At 59.4% G+C, this 15,846-nt stretch carries 11 protein-coding genes, 1 tRNA gene and 1 riboswitch; of the genes, 6 read left to right on the top strand and 6 right to left on the bottom strand.

All coding sequences use genetic code 11. From position 1 onward, the window contains the following. Positions 1–48 precede the first annotated feature (48 nt). From ACLQ8T_RS02735 to ACLQ8T_RS02725, 3 genes are all read left to right on the top strand, one after another. On the top strand, positions 49–3,396 hold the full coding sequence (locus ACLQ8T_RS02735; protein WP_413455603.1) for an SNF2-related protein: 3,348 nt from the start codon (positions 49–51) through the stop codon (positions 3,394–3,396). A gap of 162 nt (positions 3,397–3,558) precedes the next feature. Next, on the top strand, positions 3,559–3,843 hold the full coding sequence (locus tag ACLQ8T_RS02730; RefSeq protein ID WP_128471409.1) for a hypothetical protein: 285 nt from the start codon (positions 3,559–3,561) through the stop codon (positions 3,841–3,843). Positions 3,844–4,421: 578 nt separating this feature from the next. Then, positions 4,422–5,951, top strand: coding sequence for an MFS transporter (locus ACLQ8T_RS02725; protein ID WP_413455602.1), 1,530 nt, complete (start codon positions 4,422–4,424; stop codon positions 5,949–5,951). Between the two features lie 441 nt (positions 5,952–6,392). Here ACLQ8T_RS02725 and sucD read toward each other — a convergent pair whose 3' ends face one another. From sucD to pcrA, 3 genes are all read right to left on the bottom strand, one after another. Next, positions 6,393–7,295 carry a succinate--CoA ligase subunit alpha gene (gene sucD / locus ACLQ8T_RS02720; RefSeq protein WP_038990032.1) on the bottom strand — a complete coding sequence of 301 codons (903 nt, stop codon included), beginning with the start codon at positions 7,293–7,295 and terminating at the stop codon, positions 6,393–6,395. A 16-nt stretch (positions 7,296–7,311) separates the two neighbouring features. Further along, the gene (gene sucC, locus ACLQ8T_RS02715) at positions 7,312–8,484 is read right to left on the bottom strand and encodes an ADP-forming succinate--CoA ligase subunit beta (protein ID WP_204720600.1); all 1,173 of its coding nucleotides are present in this window, start codon (positions 8,482–8,484) and stop codon (positions 7,312–7,314) included. Between the two features lie 242 nt (positions 8,485–8,726). Continuing rightward, positions 8,727–11,105 (bottom strand): DNA helicase PcrA, encoded by a 2,379-nt coding sequence (pcrA, locus tag ACLQ8T_RS02710; protein WP_413455601.1) that lies wholly within the window; start codon positions 11,103–11,105, stop codon positions 8,727–8,729. A gap of 84 nt (positions 11,106–11,189) precedes the next feature. Between pcrA and ACLQ8T_RS02705 the strand changes: the two genes are divergently transcribed. Both ACLQ8T_RS02705 and ACLQ8T_RS02700 read left to right on the top strand, forming a co-directional pair. Beyond that, the gene (locus ACLQ8T_RS02705) at positions 11,190–11,852 is read left to right on the top strand and encodes a hypothetical protein (protein WP_204720596.1); all 663 of its coding nucleotides are present in this window, start codon (positions 11,190–11,192) and stop codon (positions 11,850–11,852) included. A gap of 67 nt (positions 11,853–11,919) precedes the next feature. Then, a tRNA-Arg gene (locus ACLQ8T_RS02700) sits at positions 11,920–11,996 on the top strand. A gap of 119 nt (positions 11,997–12,115) precedes the next feature. On the opposite strand, the gene ACLQ8T_RS02695 is transcribed toward ACLQ8T_RS02700, so the two are convergent. After that, positions 12,116–13,345 carry an ROK family transcriptional regulator gene (locus ACLQ8T_RS02695; protein ID WP_204720594.1) on the bottom strand — a complete coding sequence of 410 codons (1,230 nt, stop codon included), beginning with the start codon at positions 13,343–13,345 and terminating at the stop codon, positions 12,116–12,118. 199 nt (positions 13,346–13,544) lie between these two features. Here ACLQ8T_RS02695 and ACLQ8T_RS02690 point away from each other — a divergent pair, with 199 nt between their 5' ends. Next, positions 13,545–13,943 (top strand): NUDIX hydrolase, encoded by a 399-nt coding sequence (locus ACLQ8T_RS02690; protein WP_275588020.1) that lies wholly within the window; start codon positions 13,545–13,547, stop codon positions 13,941–13,943. A 45-nt stretch (positions 13,944–13,988) separates the two neighbouring features. Here the strand turns inward: ACLQ8T_RS02690 and ACLQ8T_RS02685 are convergent, their stop codons facing one another. Beyond that, positions 13,989–14,483 carry an HNH endonuclease gene (locus tag ACLQ8T_RS02685; protein ID WP_204723209.1) on the bottom strand — a complete coding sequence of 165 codons (495 nt, stop codon included), beginning with the start codon at positions 14,481–14,483 and terminating at the stop codon, positions 13,989–13,991. Between the two features lie 231 nt (positions 14,484–14,714). Beyond that, positions 14,715–15,566 (bottom strand): C40 family peptidase, encoded by an 852-nt coding sequence (locus ACLQ8T_RS02680; protein WP_413455600.1) that lies wholly within the window; start codon positions 15,564–15,566, stop codon positions 14,715–14,717. A gap of 3 nt (positions 15,567–15,569) precedes the next feature. Beyond that, positions 15,570–15,740: riboswitch (cyclic di-AMP (ydaO/yuaA leader) on the bottom strand. Positions 15,741–15,846: the final 106 nt, after the last annotated feature.

The following is a 15,846-nucleotide window of genomic DNA, read 5'->3' as shown; positions in this document are numbered from 1 at the left end:
AGGGCCCATCAACTTTCGCGACGGCCCGGAACGTGAAACGATGAGAGGATGACTGAATCTGTTCCACCAACCATTGACGCCCGCCATTTACTGGCTTTTCTGGGCAACGTTCCTTTCTTTTATGGAAAGAACCTGGCCGCAGAAGCAAATTCCGTGGTTGACGTGGAATTCGATGAGAACACCGGGCAGATCGAGGGCACAGTCACCGATTCCGGCAAAGAATTCTCTCCGATGATCCAGGTCCACTTGGAGGGTGGCGAGTGGAAGATCGAATCCTGCGAGTGCACCTGCGACGCGCCAGGCATCTGCTCTCATATCGCGGCTTTGGCCATTACCTCCAATAAGATCGCCTCCCAGCCTCGCCCGCTGCCGGTCCATGAAGAGAAGCCGGAGACCGCGTGGTCAAAGCAAATCGATTCATGGTTCGAGGAGTCCGACCCGGGCCCGGCCGACGGGCTGCTCGGTTCGCAGCACGATCCGGTGGTGCCGATGGCGCTGCAGTTCCTGCTCTTCGATTCGAAGGACGCCACCCAGCAGCAGCAGTGGATGCCGACCGGGACCATCCCGCACCCGACCCGCAACAAGCGCTTCCGCTTGGGCGTGCGCCCCATGGTCCGCAATGCCGAAGGCCGCTGGGTGCGCGGCCAGCTGCGCTGGACCACCCTGGGCTTCAAGACCTACGGCTGGAACCTGCTGCGTGCACAGCACCACTGGTTCACCCGCTTCGCTTCCATGGCCCGCAGCGACAGCCAGTTGCAGTTCAAGGTGGACGAAGACTGGCTGTTCCTGGACGAGTACGCTTCCGAGCTTCTCTGGCCGCTGCTCGAACAGGCTGGCGAGCTGGGCATTGCGCTGATCACCACCCGTTCCGAGCAGCGCGTGCGGATCGTTGATCCGGCCAGCTTCAGCATGCAGGCCTCCCTGGATGAGCAGCAGTTGCAGCTGGACGGCGTCCTGCACATCGCCGGGCAGGATCTCGTGCTTGATCCGGAGGCGCCCAGCGGTGTCATCGCCGAGCATGGTTTCTATGCGCAAATGGCCCAGCCCGATGAAATCTGGCTCGCTCCAAGCACCGAGCCGGTTCCCGACGCGTACCGCCGCTGGTATATCGACCGCCGCCCGGTCACCGTGCCCGCACCGGAGATCAACGACTTCTTCGAATCCTCCTACCCTCGCCTGGCTCGCCGTTTCGAGCTGCGCAGCGTCAGCGACGAGCTGGTCCTGCCGGATCTGAAACCGCCCTATGTGCAGGCCACCGTGGTCTACAAGCGCGAATTCAACCAGAACAAGGAACCGAACGACACCGCCGCGCTGGACTTCCAGATCCGCTACCCTGGGATCCCCAGCGACCAGGAAGTGCACGACGTGGAGGCCGAGGAACTGCTCCAGTCAGCCGTGCATGAGGTGTTCCTGGCGCATGAGGAAGCCGGCAATCCCAACCTGTCGCCGAAGTTCTACGCACGCGATGACACCATTGATTTCGTCACCGAGATCCTGCCCGCGCTGGAGCGCCTTCCGGAGGTCCAGCTCGTCGAGCAGGGCACCCGGCCGACCTTCCGCCAGCTGCGTGAACTCCCCCAGCTGAAGATCAATGCCGTGAATCATGAACGGACCGACTGGCTTGATCTCGGCTTGCTGATCACCGTAGGCGACCATGAGGTTCCCTTCTCGCAGATTGTCGAGGCCATGAGCAATGGCCAGATGAAGCTCCGCCTGCCGGACAACACCTGGTTCTCGCTGAACCACCCGATGTTCGCCAAGCTCAAGGCGCTGGTTGACGAAGCCCAGGCGATGAACGACAAGCCGAAGGAGGGAGACCTGAAGCTGACGGTCTTCCAGATCTCGATGTTCGAAGAACTGGACGAGATGGCTGAAGGCATCGACGGCGCTGACCTTTTCATCGCACGCATGCGTTCGCTGCTCAAGGTCGCCGAGGCCCACCATGCCCAGGTGCCGAACACGCTGGACGCCCAACTGCGCCCCTACCAGGTGGAGGGGTTCCACTGGCTCTCCCGCCTGTACGAGGGCGGCTTCGGCGGCATCCTCGCCGATGACATGGGCTTGGGCAAGACCCTGCAGACAATTGCGCTGATGCTCCACGCCCACAAGCTCTGGGCGGATCCCGAGGCCAGCGCCCAATTGCCGGCAGCCCAGCGTACCCGCCTGCCGTTCCTGGTGGTTGCCCCGAGCTCGGTGGTGTCCAACTGGGAAATGGAAATCAACAAGTTCGCCCCTTCCCTGCGGGTCGTCAGCGTCGAGGGCACGTTGCCGTCACCGCGGCAGCTTCAGGAACTCGCTCAGGACTACGATGTCATTCTCACGACCTACACCCTGCTGCGCCTGAACGACGAGATCTACGAAGCCCAGCGCTTTGCCGGCCTGATCCTCGACGAGGCGCAGTTCGTGAAGAACAAATCCACCAAAGCGCACAGGACCGCCGTGAACCTGCAGACCAATTTCAAGCTGGCAGTCACCGGTACCCCGATGGAAAACAACCTGTCCGAGCTCGGTGCCCTGCTGTCGCTGGTTGCTCCGGCGTTGTTCCTGAACACCACGCGCTTCAATCGCCAGTTCGCCCGGCCCATCGAGGTCTTGGGCGACAAGGAAACCCTCGCCTTGCTACAGCGCCGGATCAAGCCGTTCATGCTGCGCCGCACGAAGGAATCGGTGGTGCTGGATCTTCCGGCCAAGCAGGAGCAGCAGATTCTGGTGCGCCTGTCCGAGGAGCACCAGCATGTCTACGACACGCATTTGAATCGCGAACGCCAGAAGATCCTGCACCTGGTGGAGGACCTGGATCGCAACCGCTTCACCATTTTCCAGTCGCTGACGCACCTGCGCATGCTGGCCCTTGAGCCGTCCCTGGTAGATCCGGAACTGTCGGACATCCCCGGCTCGAAGCTGGAAGCTCTCTTCGACCAGCTCGATGACGTGGTGGGCGAAGGCCACCGTGCGCTGATCTTCAGCCAGTTCACCTCATACCTGAAGGTGCTGGCCGACAAGCTGGCCGAACGAGGCGTGAAGTTCGTGTACCTCGATGGCAATACCCGCAACCGTTCCAAGGTCATCGAGCAGTTCAAGGAAGGCGAAGCACCGCTCTTCCTGATCTCCTTGAAGGCCGGCGGCTTCGGCCTGAACCTCACCGAAGCCGACTATTGCTTCTTGCTGGATCCGTGGTGGAACCCGGCCGTTGAAGCCCAGGCGATCGACCGCACGCATCGCATTGGCCAGACCCGGCAGGTGATGGTGTACCGGATGATTTCCCAGGGCACCATCGAGGAGAAGGTTGTGGCGCTGCAGGAAAGCAAGCGCAAGCTGATTTCGACGGTGATGGATGAGGCCGATGGATTCTCCAAGGCCTTGACCGCCCAAGACATCCGAGGACTGCTTGAGTAACAGGTTGATTAAATCCGCCGTCTTAGCAGGCGGCTGTCAGCAAAACCCTGTATATTCAAAATGTTCGACGTTGTGCGCTGCGCCACACACGGTGCGCTCGTCGGGCTAGGACCCGGGCGGCTCCTCGTACGGGTGATACGAACGACTAAGGCGGTAATATCCGTGTCCCTGATTAAATCGGAGACTCTCAGTACCCCCGATGACGACTGGATGAGCGCATCGGTGAGTATCGATAAAGATCGTGTGGTGATTGAAACCAAGCAGGAACGCCTGTCCTTGGAGAATGCCCGGCTCCTGGAAAAGATCCGCAGGGTCTTGGCTTCCCCTCTCGAAGAGATTTTCTACAATCCGAAGCACCGCATGCTCCTGATCCCGGGGGCTTTCGCTGCCATCGGCTCTTCATTCCTCAGGATCGACACCGAAGCTGCAGCCGGTCTACGCGGCTAGCCTGCTTCGACTTCATGCCCCAAGCTGCCCACCGGCGGCCTTGGGGCATTTTTGCGTCCCGCAGAGACGGTGCCGGGTGCGGATGAGCAGCTCACGGGATTCTTGCCGTCTGAAGCCCCTGTTTGCCCCCTGGATCCAGGGCTTCAGGAACACAGTTTTCGCTCAGATTCTCCGTTTTCCACCCCGTGGCGGACCGAGTTCTTCGCCACAGTTTGAGCTTTTCGGGCAGTTTGCTTCGAGCCTTCGCCGATCGCCCGTTTGCCCTATGCTTCCGTGGCTAATTGGCGGTCGGCACTTCCGCGATCTGGCTATTTGCCCCGGGTCTGCATTGGCTCAAGAGAGCCTCTCGATCAGGGAATTAAACTAATTTTTGGTAAACTTGACGTTTGTCCGCTTAAGCGTTTCATCGCTCAAAGCCGGTTTTTGACCGGATTTTTGAGTAGAAATCTATCGATTTCGACGAGTCACACGGCGGTCGCAACCAGCTTCAGGGAGCAGAAAATTCGCTTCTCAACATTGTGGACGAGGATGGTCGCCGGCACCGGGACAAGATCAAGAAAGATATGAGGAGTGAAACTATGGAAGCACGAAACTCACGGAAGCCACGGTTCCGCAGAAAACGTCGGCTGAAGGTCGAAGACGTCAACGTTGTCGATGATTCGATGCTCAAGAAAGCCATCGGCGGCACCGTCGTTGGCAACTTGATGGAATGGTACGACGTAGGTGTCTACGGCTACCTCGCAGTGATCATCGGCAAGCTCTTCATGCCTGACACGGTAGACCCCGCCATCCAAACCCTGTTCAGCCTAGGCGTATTCGCCGTGACCTTCGTTGCCCGCCCGCTTGGCGGCGTGATTCTGGGCCAGCTTGGCGACCGCGTAGGACGCCAGAAGATCCTGGTCTTCACCCTGCTCATGATGGCTTTGGCGACATTCGGCATCGGTATCCTTCCGGACTACTCGGTATGGGGTGTAGCAGCGCCAATTCTCCTCGTCGTGCTGAAGCTGATCCAAGGCTTCTCCACCGGCGGCGAGTACGCCGGTGCTACTACATTCATTACCGAATACGCTCCGGATAAGCGCCGCGGCTTCTTCGCCTCGCTGCTGGACCTCGGCTCCTACATGGGCTTTGCCTTGGGCGCCGCCTTTGTCTCCATTCTCCAGCTGACCCTGAGCGAAGATGTCATGGAAGGCTTCGCCTGGCGCATTCCATTCCTGGTCGCTCTTCCACTCGGCGTCATCGCACTGTGGTTCCGTTCCAAGATTGAAGACACGCCTGCCTTCAAGGAAGCCCAGGAAGCCGCTAACCGCGCCAGCGACGACGCTCGGAACTCCGCCGACGCTCCGAAGGGCGTCATCGACCTGGTCCAGGCCTACTGGCGCGAATTGCTGACCGGTTTCGTGCTGGTCTCGGCCGCCAACACTGCAGGTTATGCACTGACCAGCTACATGCCTACCTACTTGACCGAGACCCTGAAATACGATCCGGTGCACGGCAACCTGCTGACCCTGCCGATTCTGGTTGGCATGTCCCTGTGCATCCCGCTGGCCGGCATGCTCTCCGACAGCATAGGCCGCCGCAAGGTCCTGTTCATTGGCTCCGGCTCGGCAGTTGTCCTGGCTATTCCAGCCTTCTTGTTCATGATGCATGGACAAATCTGGTCCACGCTGACGGGCCTTGCCCTGTTGGCCATCCCCGTGGTCTTCTACGTTTCCAACCTGGCTTCGTCGTTGCCAGCCCTGTTCCCCACCGCCTCGCGCTACGGTGGCATGGGCATCTCGTACAACTTCGCGGTAGCCATCTTTGGCGGCTTCGCACCGTTCATCATGCAGGCTCTGGTCACCGTGACCAATTCTTCCCTGGCACCTGCCTTCTGGGTCATGGGAACGTCGGTTGCCGGCATCATCGCCGTGTGCTTCTTGAAGGAATCCGCACGCAGGCCGCTTCCGGGTTCGCTGCCTTCGGTGGCCACCGAGGAAGAAGCAGTAGAGCTGGTTGCAACCCAGGAAGAAAACCCTGACCTGGACGTGGAAGAAATCTTCGAGCAGGTTCCTGCTCTGGAAGAAACCTACCAGCAGGAGATTGAAGCAGAGAAGGCCAAGTCCTAGGCCAATTACCGCTCAAAGGGCGATTTGACGATGGTGGGGCTGGTTCTGCAAAGGACCAGCCCCACCGTTGTCCTACCCGGCAGAACCGCCAGCAGCCCGCATAGCAGGGCTTGCATGCTGCAGGCGCAGGTCGATGGGTTCTGCGCCGGTTAACGCCCAAGCGACCGGTAGACCGGGCAACGCACCTGGCCATTGCTTGGGGCCGTTCGATGGCATTGCAGCCGGCGGCGTTTCATCGGCATGCTGATTCTTCTTGAAGTCCGGGGTCTTGGGGCTCAGGGGTTCACTCCGGCTGGTTGTCCGGCCCGTCCGTGCCCAGAACAGGCCACGGCTTCTCGGGTTAATGCGAAACGGCCGCCGCGGCTCCTGAAAAATTCAGGAGAAGCGGCGACCGTTTGTTCCCGGATGAAACCCGGGAATCAGCCTTGCTCCAGCGTCAGCTTAGAGAGCTGCGAAGACTTCGCGCAGCAGGCGGGCGGTCTCCGAAGGAGTCTTGCCAACCTTGACGCCTGCAGCTTCCAGGGCTTCCTTCTTCGCCTGGGCGGTGCCAGCCGAACCGGAAACGATGGCGCCTGCGTGGCCCATGGTCTTGCCCTCAGGAGCGGTGAAGCCAGCTACGTAGCCAACAACTGGCTTGGTGACGTTGGCCTTGATGAATTCGGCAGCGCGCTCCTCGGCGTCGCCACCGATTTCACCGATCATGACGATGGCCTTGGTCTCTGGATCAGCTTCGAAAGCAGCCAGGGCGTCGATGTGGGTGGTTCCGATGACTGGGTCGCCGCCGATGCCGATTGCGGTCGAGAAGCCCAGATCGCGCAGTTCGTACATCATCTGGTAGGTCAGGGTACCGGACTTGGAAACCAAACCGATTGGGCCCTTGCCGGTGATGTTGTTCGGGGTGATGCCAACCAGCGCCTCGCCTGGGGTGATGATGCCTGGGCAGTTAGGGCCGATGATGCGGGTGATCTGGTTGCCGTCGGCGTCAACCTTCGACTGTGCCAGAGCCCAGAACTCAGCGGAGTCCTGCACTGGAACACCTTCGGTGATGACTACGACGAGGCCGACCTCGGCCTCGATAGCCTCAACGACTGCGTCCTTGGTGAACTTAGGTGGCACGAAGACGATCGATACGTCGGCGCCGGTCTCGGCCTTGGCTTCCGCCACGGTGCCGTAAACCTTGATGTCCTGGTCACCGTGGGTCACGGTGGTGCCTGCCTTGCGGGCGTTCACGCCGCCAACAATGTTGGTGCCAGCCTTGAGCATCAGGGCGGTGTGCTTGGTGCCTTCGCCGCCGGTGATGCCCTGGACGATGACCTTGGAGTCCTTGTTCAGGTAAATGCTCATTGTTCGCTTATCCCTCTTACTTCGCTGCGTTGGCGAGCTCGGCAGCCTTGTCGGCGCCCTCATCCATGGTTGCTGCCAGGGTGACCAACGGGTGGTTGGCCTCGGCCAAGATGGCGCGACCCTCTTCAACGTTGTTGCCGTCCAGGCGGACAACCAGTGGCTTGTTCGCTGCGTCACCCAGGGTGTTCAGCGCGCCGACGATGCCGTTTGCGACAGCGTCGCATGCGGTGATGCCGCCGAAGACGTTGACGAAGACCGACTTGACCTGTGGGTCGTTCAGGATGACGTCAAGGCCGTTGGCCATGACCTCTGCCGATGCGCCACCGCCAATGTCCAGGAAGTTCGCTGGCTTCACGTCGCCGTGGTTCTCGCCTGCGTAGGCGACAACGTCCAGGGTGGACATGACCAGGCCTGCACCGTTGCCGATGATGCCGATTTCGCCGTCCAGCTTGACGTAGTTCAGGCCCAGGGCCTTTGCCTTGGATTCCAGAGGATCGGCTGCGCCCTTGTCCTCGAGCTCTTCGTGAGCTGGGTGGCGAACCTCGGATGCGTTGTCATCCAGGGAGACCTTTCCGTCCAGCGCAACGATGTCGCCGGCACCGGTCTTCACCAGTGGGTTGACCTCAACGAGGGTGGCATCCTCTTCCTTGAAGACGGTCCACAGGGTCTGCAGGGTTTCTGCAACCTTGCCGCGCAGTTCTTCTGGGAAGCCTGCCTCGGCGACGATCTCTGCTGCCTTGTCGGCGTCGATGCCAACCAGCGGATCAACAGCAACGCGGGCCAGAGCTTCTGGGCGCTCCTCAGCCAGCTGCTCGATCTCCATGCCGCCCTCTACCGAGCACATTGCCAGGTAGTTGCGGTTTGCACGGTCCAGCAGTACCGAGAAGTAGAATTCCTCGGCAATGTCGGCGCCCTGAGCGATCATGACCTTGTTTACGGTGTGGCCCTTGATGTCCATACCGAGGATGTTGGAAGCGTGCTCGAAAGCTTCGTCGGCGGTCTTCGCGACCTTGACGCCGCCAGCCTTGCCACGGCCGCCAACCTTGACCTGTGCCTTAACTACTACAACGCCGCCGATCTTCTCAGCTGCGGCTTTGGCTTCTTCCGGGGTGTAAGCGACGATACCGGCAAGCACGGGAACGCCGTGTGCCTCGAATAGATCGCGCGCCTGGTACTCATACAGGTCCACGGGTTTGTGTCCTTCGTTCGAAGTTCATGCTGACTCGCGGCACGGCCACAGACCGAAATCCATGCCATGCCATAGAGAGCGCACCGCAACTACCGGGTCGTCGTAAGGCGCCGTAGCCCGTGCGCACCTCTCAGACTATCCCGACTTTCGCAAACTTCCCACTTTTACAGCATGTAGAGAAACCCGAAAACTTAGTCGGGAAGCATCAAGATGTGACGTGGAAAACAGTCGACGCCTGCAGGCTAGTCCACGATTTCCAGCGGTGCATAGCGCAACAAAAGCCTCTTCTCAGAGTCCGGAAACTGCACCTTGGCCACGGTCTTGTCTCCTGCACCTTCCAAAGCAATAACAGTTCCCAAGCCAAATGAAGAATGCTTGACGCTTTGCCCGACTTCAGGGATGGTGATGTCCTTGTTCTGCACGACGCGTTTCTTGGACACCGGAGCGGCGTTGTGCCCGCGCACCGGTTGCGGCGACGCCGAACCTGCACCCCAATGGCTGCCGCGGTCATATCTGCTGGTGGCGAAATTCACCGCTGCGTTACCGTAACCGAAGCCCATTCCACCGCCAGAGCCCTCGCGTTTCCAGTCGATGAGCTCGCTCGGCACCTCTTCCAGGAACTGGCTCGCCGGGTTGTACTGGGCCTGCCCCCAGAGGCTGCGCTGCTCGGCGCGCGTCAGGTACAGGCGCTCACGGGCACGGGTCAGCCCGACATAGGCCAAGCGGCGCTCTTCGGCGAGTTCCTTTTCGTCGGTCATGGAACGCTGGTGCGGGAAGACGCCGTGCTCCATGCCGGTCAGGAAGACCACCGGGAATTCCAGGCCCTTGGCGGTGTGCAGGGTCATCAAGGTGACCATGCCTTCCTGCGCGGCCATGGCCGCTCCCTCGTCATCGCTGGGCGCCTCCGGAATCTGGTCGGCATCCGCGACGAGAGCCACGCGCTCCAGGAAGCCTTCGAGGCCGCCTTCAGGCTCTTCGTTCACGTAGTCGCGGACCACGGCAACCAGTTCGGCGAGGTTCTCCACACGCGACTCATCCTGCGGATCCGAGGAGAGCCGGAGAGTTTCCAGGTATCCGGTCTGCTCAAGCACCGCTTCAAGGGCTTCTGCCGGGCCCGAGCCCTCCGCCACGGTCTTCAGGTCATCCATCATGGAGACAAAAGCTGCGGTCATCTTGATTCCGCGGGTTCCCAGCCCCGGCGCCTCGTCGGAACGGCGTAAGGCATCCATGAAGGAAATCCGGTCCCGTTCAGCCAGCGCCGCCACGGCGCCTTCGGCCCGGTCGCCGATGCCGCGCTTGGGCTCATTGAGAATGCGGCGGACGTTGATGTCATCGTCCGGGTTCACCAGGGCGCGCAGGTAGGCCAGCGCGTCCTTGATTTCCTTGCGGTCGTAGAAGCGGGTGCCGCCAACGACCCGGTACTTCAGGTCCAGGCGCATCAGCTGCTCTTCCAGGGCTCGCGACTGGGCGTTGGTGCGGTAGAAGATCGCCACATCGCCCGGGCGGACATCCTCGTCATCATTCAGACGCAGAATTTCTTCTGCAATCCAGCGTGCTTCGTCGGATTCGGATTCGCCGACATATCCGGTGATCTTCTCGCCGTCGCCGCTGGCAGTCCACAGCTTCTTGTCGTTGCGGTCGGGGTTTCGCTTGATGACCTCGTTGGCGGCCGACAGAATCGTCTGGGTGGAACGGTAGTTCTGTTCCAGCTTGATGGTTGCCGCGTTCGGATAGTCCTTTTCAAAGTCGACGATGTTGCGGATGTCGGCACCGCGGAAGGCATAAATCGACTGGTCCGAGTCGCCGACCACGGTCAGTTCGCCAGGTACGGCGTCGCCTTCGGCGCCGGTGAGCTCGCGCACCAGCCAGTACTGTGCGTGGTTGGTGTCCTGGTATTCGTCAATGAGCACATGGCGGAACCGGCGGCGGTAGCTGTCGGCCACTCGCGGGAACGCACGGAACATGTAGACGACCTGTCCAATCAGGTCGTCGAAGTCCATGGCGTTGGCGGCGCGCAGGCGGCGGGTGTAGCCGCGGTAGACCTCGGACACGGCACGCGAGAACGGATCATTGGCATTAATCGTTGCCGCGTAGTCCTCCTCGTCAATCAACTCGTTCTTCAGCGAGGAAATCTTGTGCGCAATTGCCTTTGGAGTGAAGCGCTTCGGGTCGATCTCCAAGGACTTGGCGACCAAGGTTATCAGGCGCAGCGAATCAGTGGAGTCGTAGATCGAGAAGTTGGATTTCAGCCCAATGGTGGCCGCTTCGCGACGCAGAATACGCACGCATGAGGAGTGGAACGTCGAGATCCACATCTTCTTCGCCTGCTCGTCGCCGATCAGCTCAGCGGCTCGTTCGCGCATCTCGGCAGCGGCCTTGTTGGTGAAGGTGATCGCCAGGATTTCGTGCGGCCGCGCGCGTCCGGTCGCCAAGAGGTAGGCAATGCGGTGCGTCAGCACGCGGGTCTTTCCGGAACCAGCGCCAGCCACGATCAGCAACGGTCCGCCGGCATAGCGAACTGCTTCTTCCTGCTGCGGATTCATGCCCACCAAAAGCTCCTCGGCAGTGGGCGTGGCCTGTGGTGCGGAATCCGGGGCGAAATCATCAAAAAGGAAATCCATGATGTAGCCAGTCTACGTGGAGCGCCGGACACTTTTCAGTGAGGGCGGGAAAGCCCGCATCGCTGGCCGGGCATAATAGTAGATATGGCAAAGAAGGTCAGGAAAAGCAAAGAGTATCGGAAGCCTGCGCAGTTCGCCGAGCAGCAGAACCAGCCGCAGGGCGTGGGCATGGGGCCAGGCAAGGTGCAAAGCACCTCCCACGAGAACAAGTCAAACCCGATGCTGCTCATCTCGGTGGGCTTGATCGTATGCGTTGCATTGTTCGCGTACTACCATCTGCTCACGATGGTGCAGATGAAGGACCTCAGTGATTCGCTGTCGATGCCCGATCAGCGGATTTTCGGCTACACGACCAGCGATATAGAAGCATTGCGCGGTGCCATGGATGATGACGCAGTCGGCCAGCTCAACTACCTGCACAAGACCGCGGGTTTCCTCTTCCCGATGTTTACCGCAGTGTTCTCCATGCTGTTGTTCATCCGCTGGATCCCCAACCGCCAGATGCGTTGGCTGGCCTGGATTGCCCCCTTGGGCTTCGCGGCCATTGATATTTGGGAGAACTTCGCCATTGATGCCCTATTGACTGGAGACTTGAGCAGTGGAGCCGTCGTATTGGCATCGATCCTCACGACGATCCGCTGGGCACTGCTGGTCATCACCGCCGGTCTTGTCATAGGCCTGGGTGCCCTACGTGCCAATCGTGCGCTCAAGGCAAAAATGGTTGCGATTCGCGAGGGAACGTCCTGAGCCGTGGCGTGAGAATTACGCCCGGCACGCCCTAGTAAGATAGTGTTGTTGGTGTTTTCACACCCATGCCTCTGTAGCTCAGTAGGATAGAGCGACCCTCTCCTAAAGGGTAGGCCGTCGGTTCGATTCCGGCCAGGGGCACCACGGAGGCCTTGTTTCCAGTCTTGCAATTGGGAACAAGGCTTTTGCCGTTGCTACGGCAGCAAGCACTGAGGGTACGTTCCATGCGGAACGTACCCTCAGTGCTTGAAGTTGGCTGTTGCTTAGCGCAGCAGCAGTGCGGTCGCCTTCGGCGACAGCGAGGCATCCATGACTACGCAAGCGCCACCGATGGCACCGACGTTGGAGCCGAGCTCGGACGTGCGGGTCTCTATTTCATGCACTCCGCGCAAGGCGAAGCGGCGGCCAATGGCATTCTGGACTTGATCATCGACCAGTTCGCGCACCTTTTCCCACTGCGGTCCGCCGAAGACAACTTCGCGCACGTCCAGCGAGTTGGCCAGCTGGCCGGCAACTTCGCCAACCTTGATCATGATCTCGGTGACCAGTTCCTTGGCGACCTTGTTGCCTTCATGGGCCAGCTCGTAGAGGCGGTTCATGCCGGCAGCGCGCTGTTCCGGACCAACGATTTCGAAGCTCGGCAGTTCCAGACCGCGCTCCTTGGCCTGGGCGGCGATGAATTCGTAAGAGGTGCCTGCGGCGAGGCAATCATCTGCACCGCATTCCTCGCAGGCCACACATTTGTGACCGGTCGAGTAGTGGCCGATTTCGCCTGCGTTGTTACTCGCACCATGGTGGACGTCACCGTTGAACACGAGACCAGCGCCGAAGCCGTGTCCGCAGTAGATGAAGACGAAGTCGTTGTTCTTCTCTTCCTTGGACTGCCACAGTTCGCCAACTGCCGAGGCAATGGTGTCCTTTTCGATGATGACCTGCAGGCGCAACAGCTTGCGCAGCGGGTTCACCAGTTCAACATCTGCCCAGCCATCGAGCAGCGGCGGGTTCAGCACCACACCTTCTTCGACGTTTACTGGACCCGGAACTGCAATGCCGACGCCGACAATGTGCTTCTTTGGCACGCGGATCTCAGCAATCAGCTCCTTGACGGTGGTTGCCATGAGCTGGACAGTTTCGGTAGCAACTTCGAGGTTGGGAACTTCGATGCTGCGTTCGCGCAGGACTTCGCCGCGCAGGTTCATCGCGACAAAGGTCAGAACGCTAGGGTCTAGGTGGATGCCAATGGAAACGAGACGGTTGCCTTCGAGCTCCAGTACGGTGCGAGGCTTGCCTGGCCCGGAAACGATAGTGCGGTCTTCTCGAACGATTCCGTCATCCAGCAAGCGGCGGACAACGTTGGAAATGGTCTGCGGCGACAGGCCAGTCGAGCCGGCCAGTTCAACGCGGCTGATTCCTTCCGGTGCCCGTCGAATCGACTCGAGAATTACGGCTTGGTTGAAGTCTCCCAAGCGCCCTAGATTTGTACCCCGTCGCATTTATTGCTCCATAGATCTGTAAAGTTGATGGATCGATCTTTCATTTCCAATGTTTTCGGTAGTCATCAATACCGCGGTTAGATACTGCGAGTAAATTAACCTTGATCAACTAGGACTAAAACCGTTGGAGATCCAATTAATCACGTTACCATCTCTAACTCGTATAAACACGCGATATTGTGTTTTGGTGAAGAAAAATTTGACGATCTCAGCGGCCTGTTTAATCAACAACCATGGAGAAATCCTGCTCGTACGCAAGCGCGGAACAACCATGTTCATGCAACCTGGCGGCAAGCCGGAGCGTGGGGAATCCGCGTTACAAACTATCATTCGAGAAATTCGCGAAGAACTGGGGCTGAGCTTCACCGCTGACGAACTGCGCTTCGACGGCGAATGGATCGGGCCAGCAGCCAACGAAGAAGACACCTCGATCCACGCATCTTTGTACAGTGCGGCTTTCCATGGCGAGCTCGCCCCGCTGGCAGAACTGGAAGAGCTGCTCTGGATCGACCCGCAGGCCGCGTTGGAACGCGAGGATATAGCTCCCCTGCTGCGAGACCACGTCCTGCCGCTAGCAATTGAGCGAAGCAAGAAGTAGGTCCCACACGGCCTAGCTGAAGGCCGCTGGGCCAGCGGCTAGCAGCTAAATAGCATGCAGGTATTCGTCCCACGCCGCGTCAACATGCTGCAGTCCCGAAACCAGGTGCCCGGCAACCCGTGGACGATGCGGCGTAATGCGCAATTGCCATCCCAACTGCGAGAGCATCTTGTCCGCTTTGCGGCTGTTGCAATGCAGGCAGGCGGCCACGAGGTTCTCCCAAGTGTTCTGCCCGCCCCTGCTGCGCGGGATCACGTGGTCAATCGTATTGGCTGCTTTGCCGCAATAGGCGCAGGTGAAGGAGTCCCTACGCAAAACGCCCCTACGGGTGACATGTTGCATGTCCCGGTAGGGGCGTCGTACATAGCGTTTCAGCACGATGACAGTTGGCCGCGGTAAATCTCCTTGAGAACTGCGAACTGGTGCGAGATCGTCTTGGAGGACGATGCTCGCCTTCTCGGTCATAACCAGCAGTAGCGCTCGACGGAACGTCACTACTGCCAGTGGCTCGTATCCTGCGTTTAATACCAATGTTCGCATTGCTCGTACTACCTTCATGAACCGATGGCTACCATCTGGCATTGATGGAGCTCGCGTTCTGCTCGGAGTGTCTCTAAGCGTTAGCCTATGCGATGCTTTCGATTATTGGTGGGTATCTCGCCAAGAAATTGTCTTCTTTTCATCACCTTGACGCCCATAGTTCATCTGATTAAACGAACATAGGCCATCGGATGACTTTCTCATCCGATGGCCTATGAAAAGTTTTCGTGCTTAGCCAGCCAAGGTGTAGTAGCCGTACAGCGGGTTGCGCGAAACCGAGTGGATAATGGTGTCCGTGGTTGGGTTCTGCGCACCGATCATCTGGCCGCCACCGAGGTAGATGCCAACGTGGCTGCCACCGTTCTGGAATACCAGGTCGCCTGGCTTAGGGTTGCTGGTGCGAACGAACTGGCCGGATGCGAGGATGGCCGAGGTGCCACGAGCAATGTTAATGCCGTGCTGTGCGTAGACATATTTGAGGAAGCCGGAGCAATCCCAGCCGCTTGGGCCGTTGCCGCCCCAGACGTATGGAACTCCAACGTACTTGGCAGCGGTTGCTGCGATGCCCGAAAGGTTGGAAGTCTGAACCTTGGTTTCAGCCTTTGGCTGGGCCTGCTGCTGCGGAGCCGATTCCTGTCCACCCGAACGGCTCTGACGAGTCATTGGTGCCATCGAATCCGAGCTGCCCGAGTTGCTGTTGCGGGTACTCGGAGTGTTGCTGTTGCGGGTAGTCGGAGTGATGTCATTCGAAACTGCGATGACAACTGGCTCTGGCTTCTCTTCAGCAGTGAAGCTAGCGCGCTCGATCTCGACGTCAGCCTTCTTGTCGGCAGCAACCTTCACTGCCTTGACTGCGACACGCTCTGGGTTGATGGTGTCGACAGGCGCTGCGGAAACGTCACGTGGTGCGGTTGCCTGACCTGGCACACCGAGAGTAACGATCAAGCCGGATGCTGCTGCGACAACGGCTGCCTGGCGTCCCACCGAGCCAGCGTTGGATGCTACGGCCTGTGAAATCGCCTGTAGCGAATTAGTGCGTGGTACGTCGGCGCGGCGACGTCCGCGTGCATGACTCTTGGTCAAAGTATTGCCTCTCCTTGATACCTACGAGGTAAGCTGTCGGGTTCGAAGTGGAGTTACCTCGGTGGATTCGAAGTTGCCTTCTCTGTCCACTTCACCCCTAGGGTTGTCAGCCAAAACTAACCACCCGATATTGGTTCCCCCGCCACTGCCGTACGAGTTGTGTATAACTACTCATTGCGTGTTGGCAGTGCTCGGTTCTCACGCAATGATGCCCAGGGATCCCCATGGCACGCATACAAGACTATAGGAAGTTTTTTGAAATGTCACGTTTTGATCACGG

This window comes from Glutamicibacter sp. FR1 (genome assembly GCF_047300825.1).
Taxonomy (GTDB): Bacteria; Actinomycetota; Actinomycetes; order Actinomycetales; family Micrococcaceae; genus Glutamicibacter; species Glutamicibacter nicotianae.
This window is presented reverse-complemented; position numbering and strand designations above follow the sequence as displayed.

Excerpts from the sequence above, each read along its gene's own strand:
- ACLQ8T_RS02735 (WP_413455603.1), top strand. The coding sequence starts at position 49 with ATGACTGAATCTGTTCCACCAACCATTGACGCCCGCCATTTACTGGCT.
- ACLQ8T_RS02725 (WP_413455602.1), top strand. The coding sequence starts at position 4,422 with ATGGAAGCACGAAACTCACGGAAGCCACGGTTCCGCAGAAAACGTCGG.
- sucD (WP_038990032.1), bottom strand. The coding sequence starts at position 7,295 with ATGAGCATTTACCTGAACAAGGACTCCAAGGTCATCGTCCAGGGCATC.
- pcrA (WP_413455601.1), bottom strand. The coding sequence starts at position 11,105 with ATGGATTTCCTTTTTGATGATTTCGCCCCGGATTCCGCACCACAGGCC.
- ACLQ8T_RS02705 (WP_204720596.1), top strand. The coding sequence starts at position 11,190 with ATGGCAAAGAAGGTCAGGAAAAGCAAAGAGTATCGGAAGCCTGCGCAG.
- ACLQ8T_RS02695 (WP_204720594.1), bottom strand. The coding sequence starts at position 13,345 with ATGCGACGGGGTACAAATCTAGGGCGCTTGGGAGACTTCAACCAAGCC.
- ACLQ8T_RS02685 (WP_204723209.1), bottom strand. The coding sequence starts at position 14,483 with ATGCGAACATTGGTATTAAACGCAGGATACGAGCCACTGGCAGTAGTG.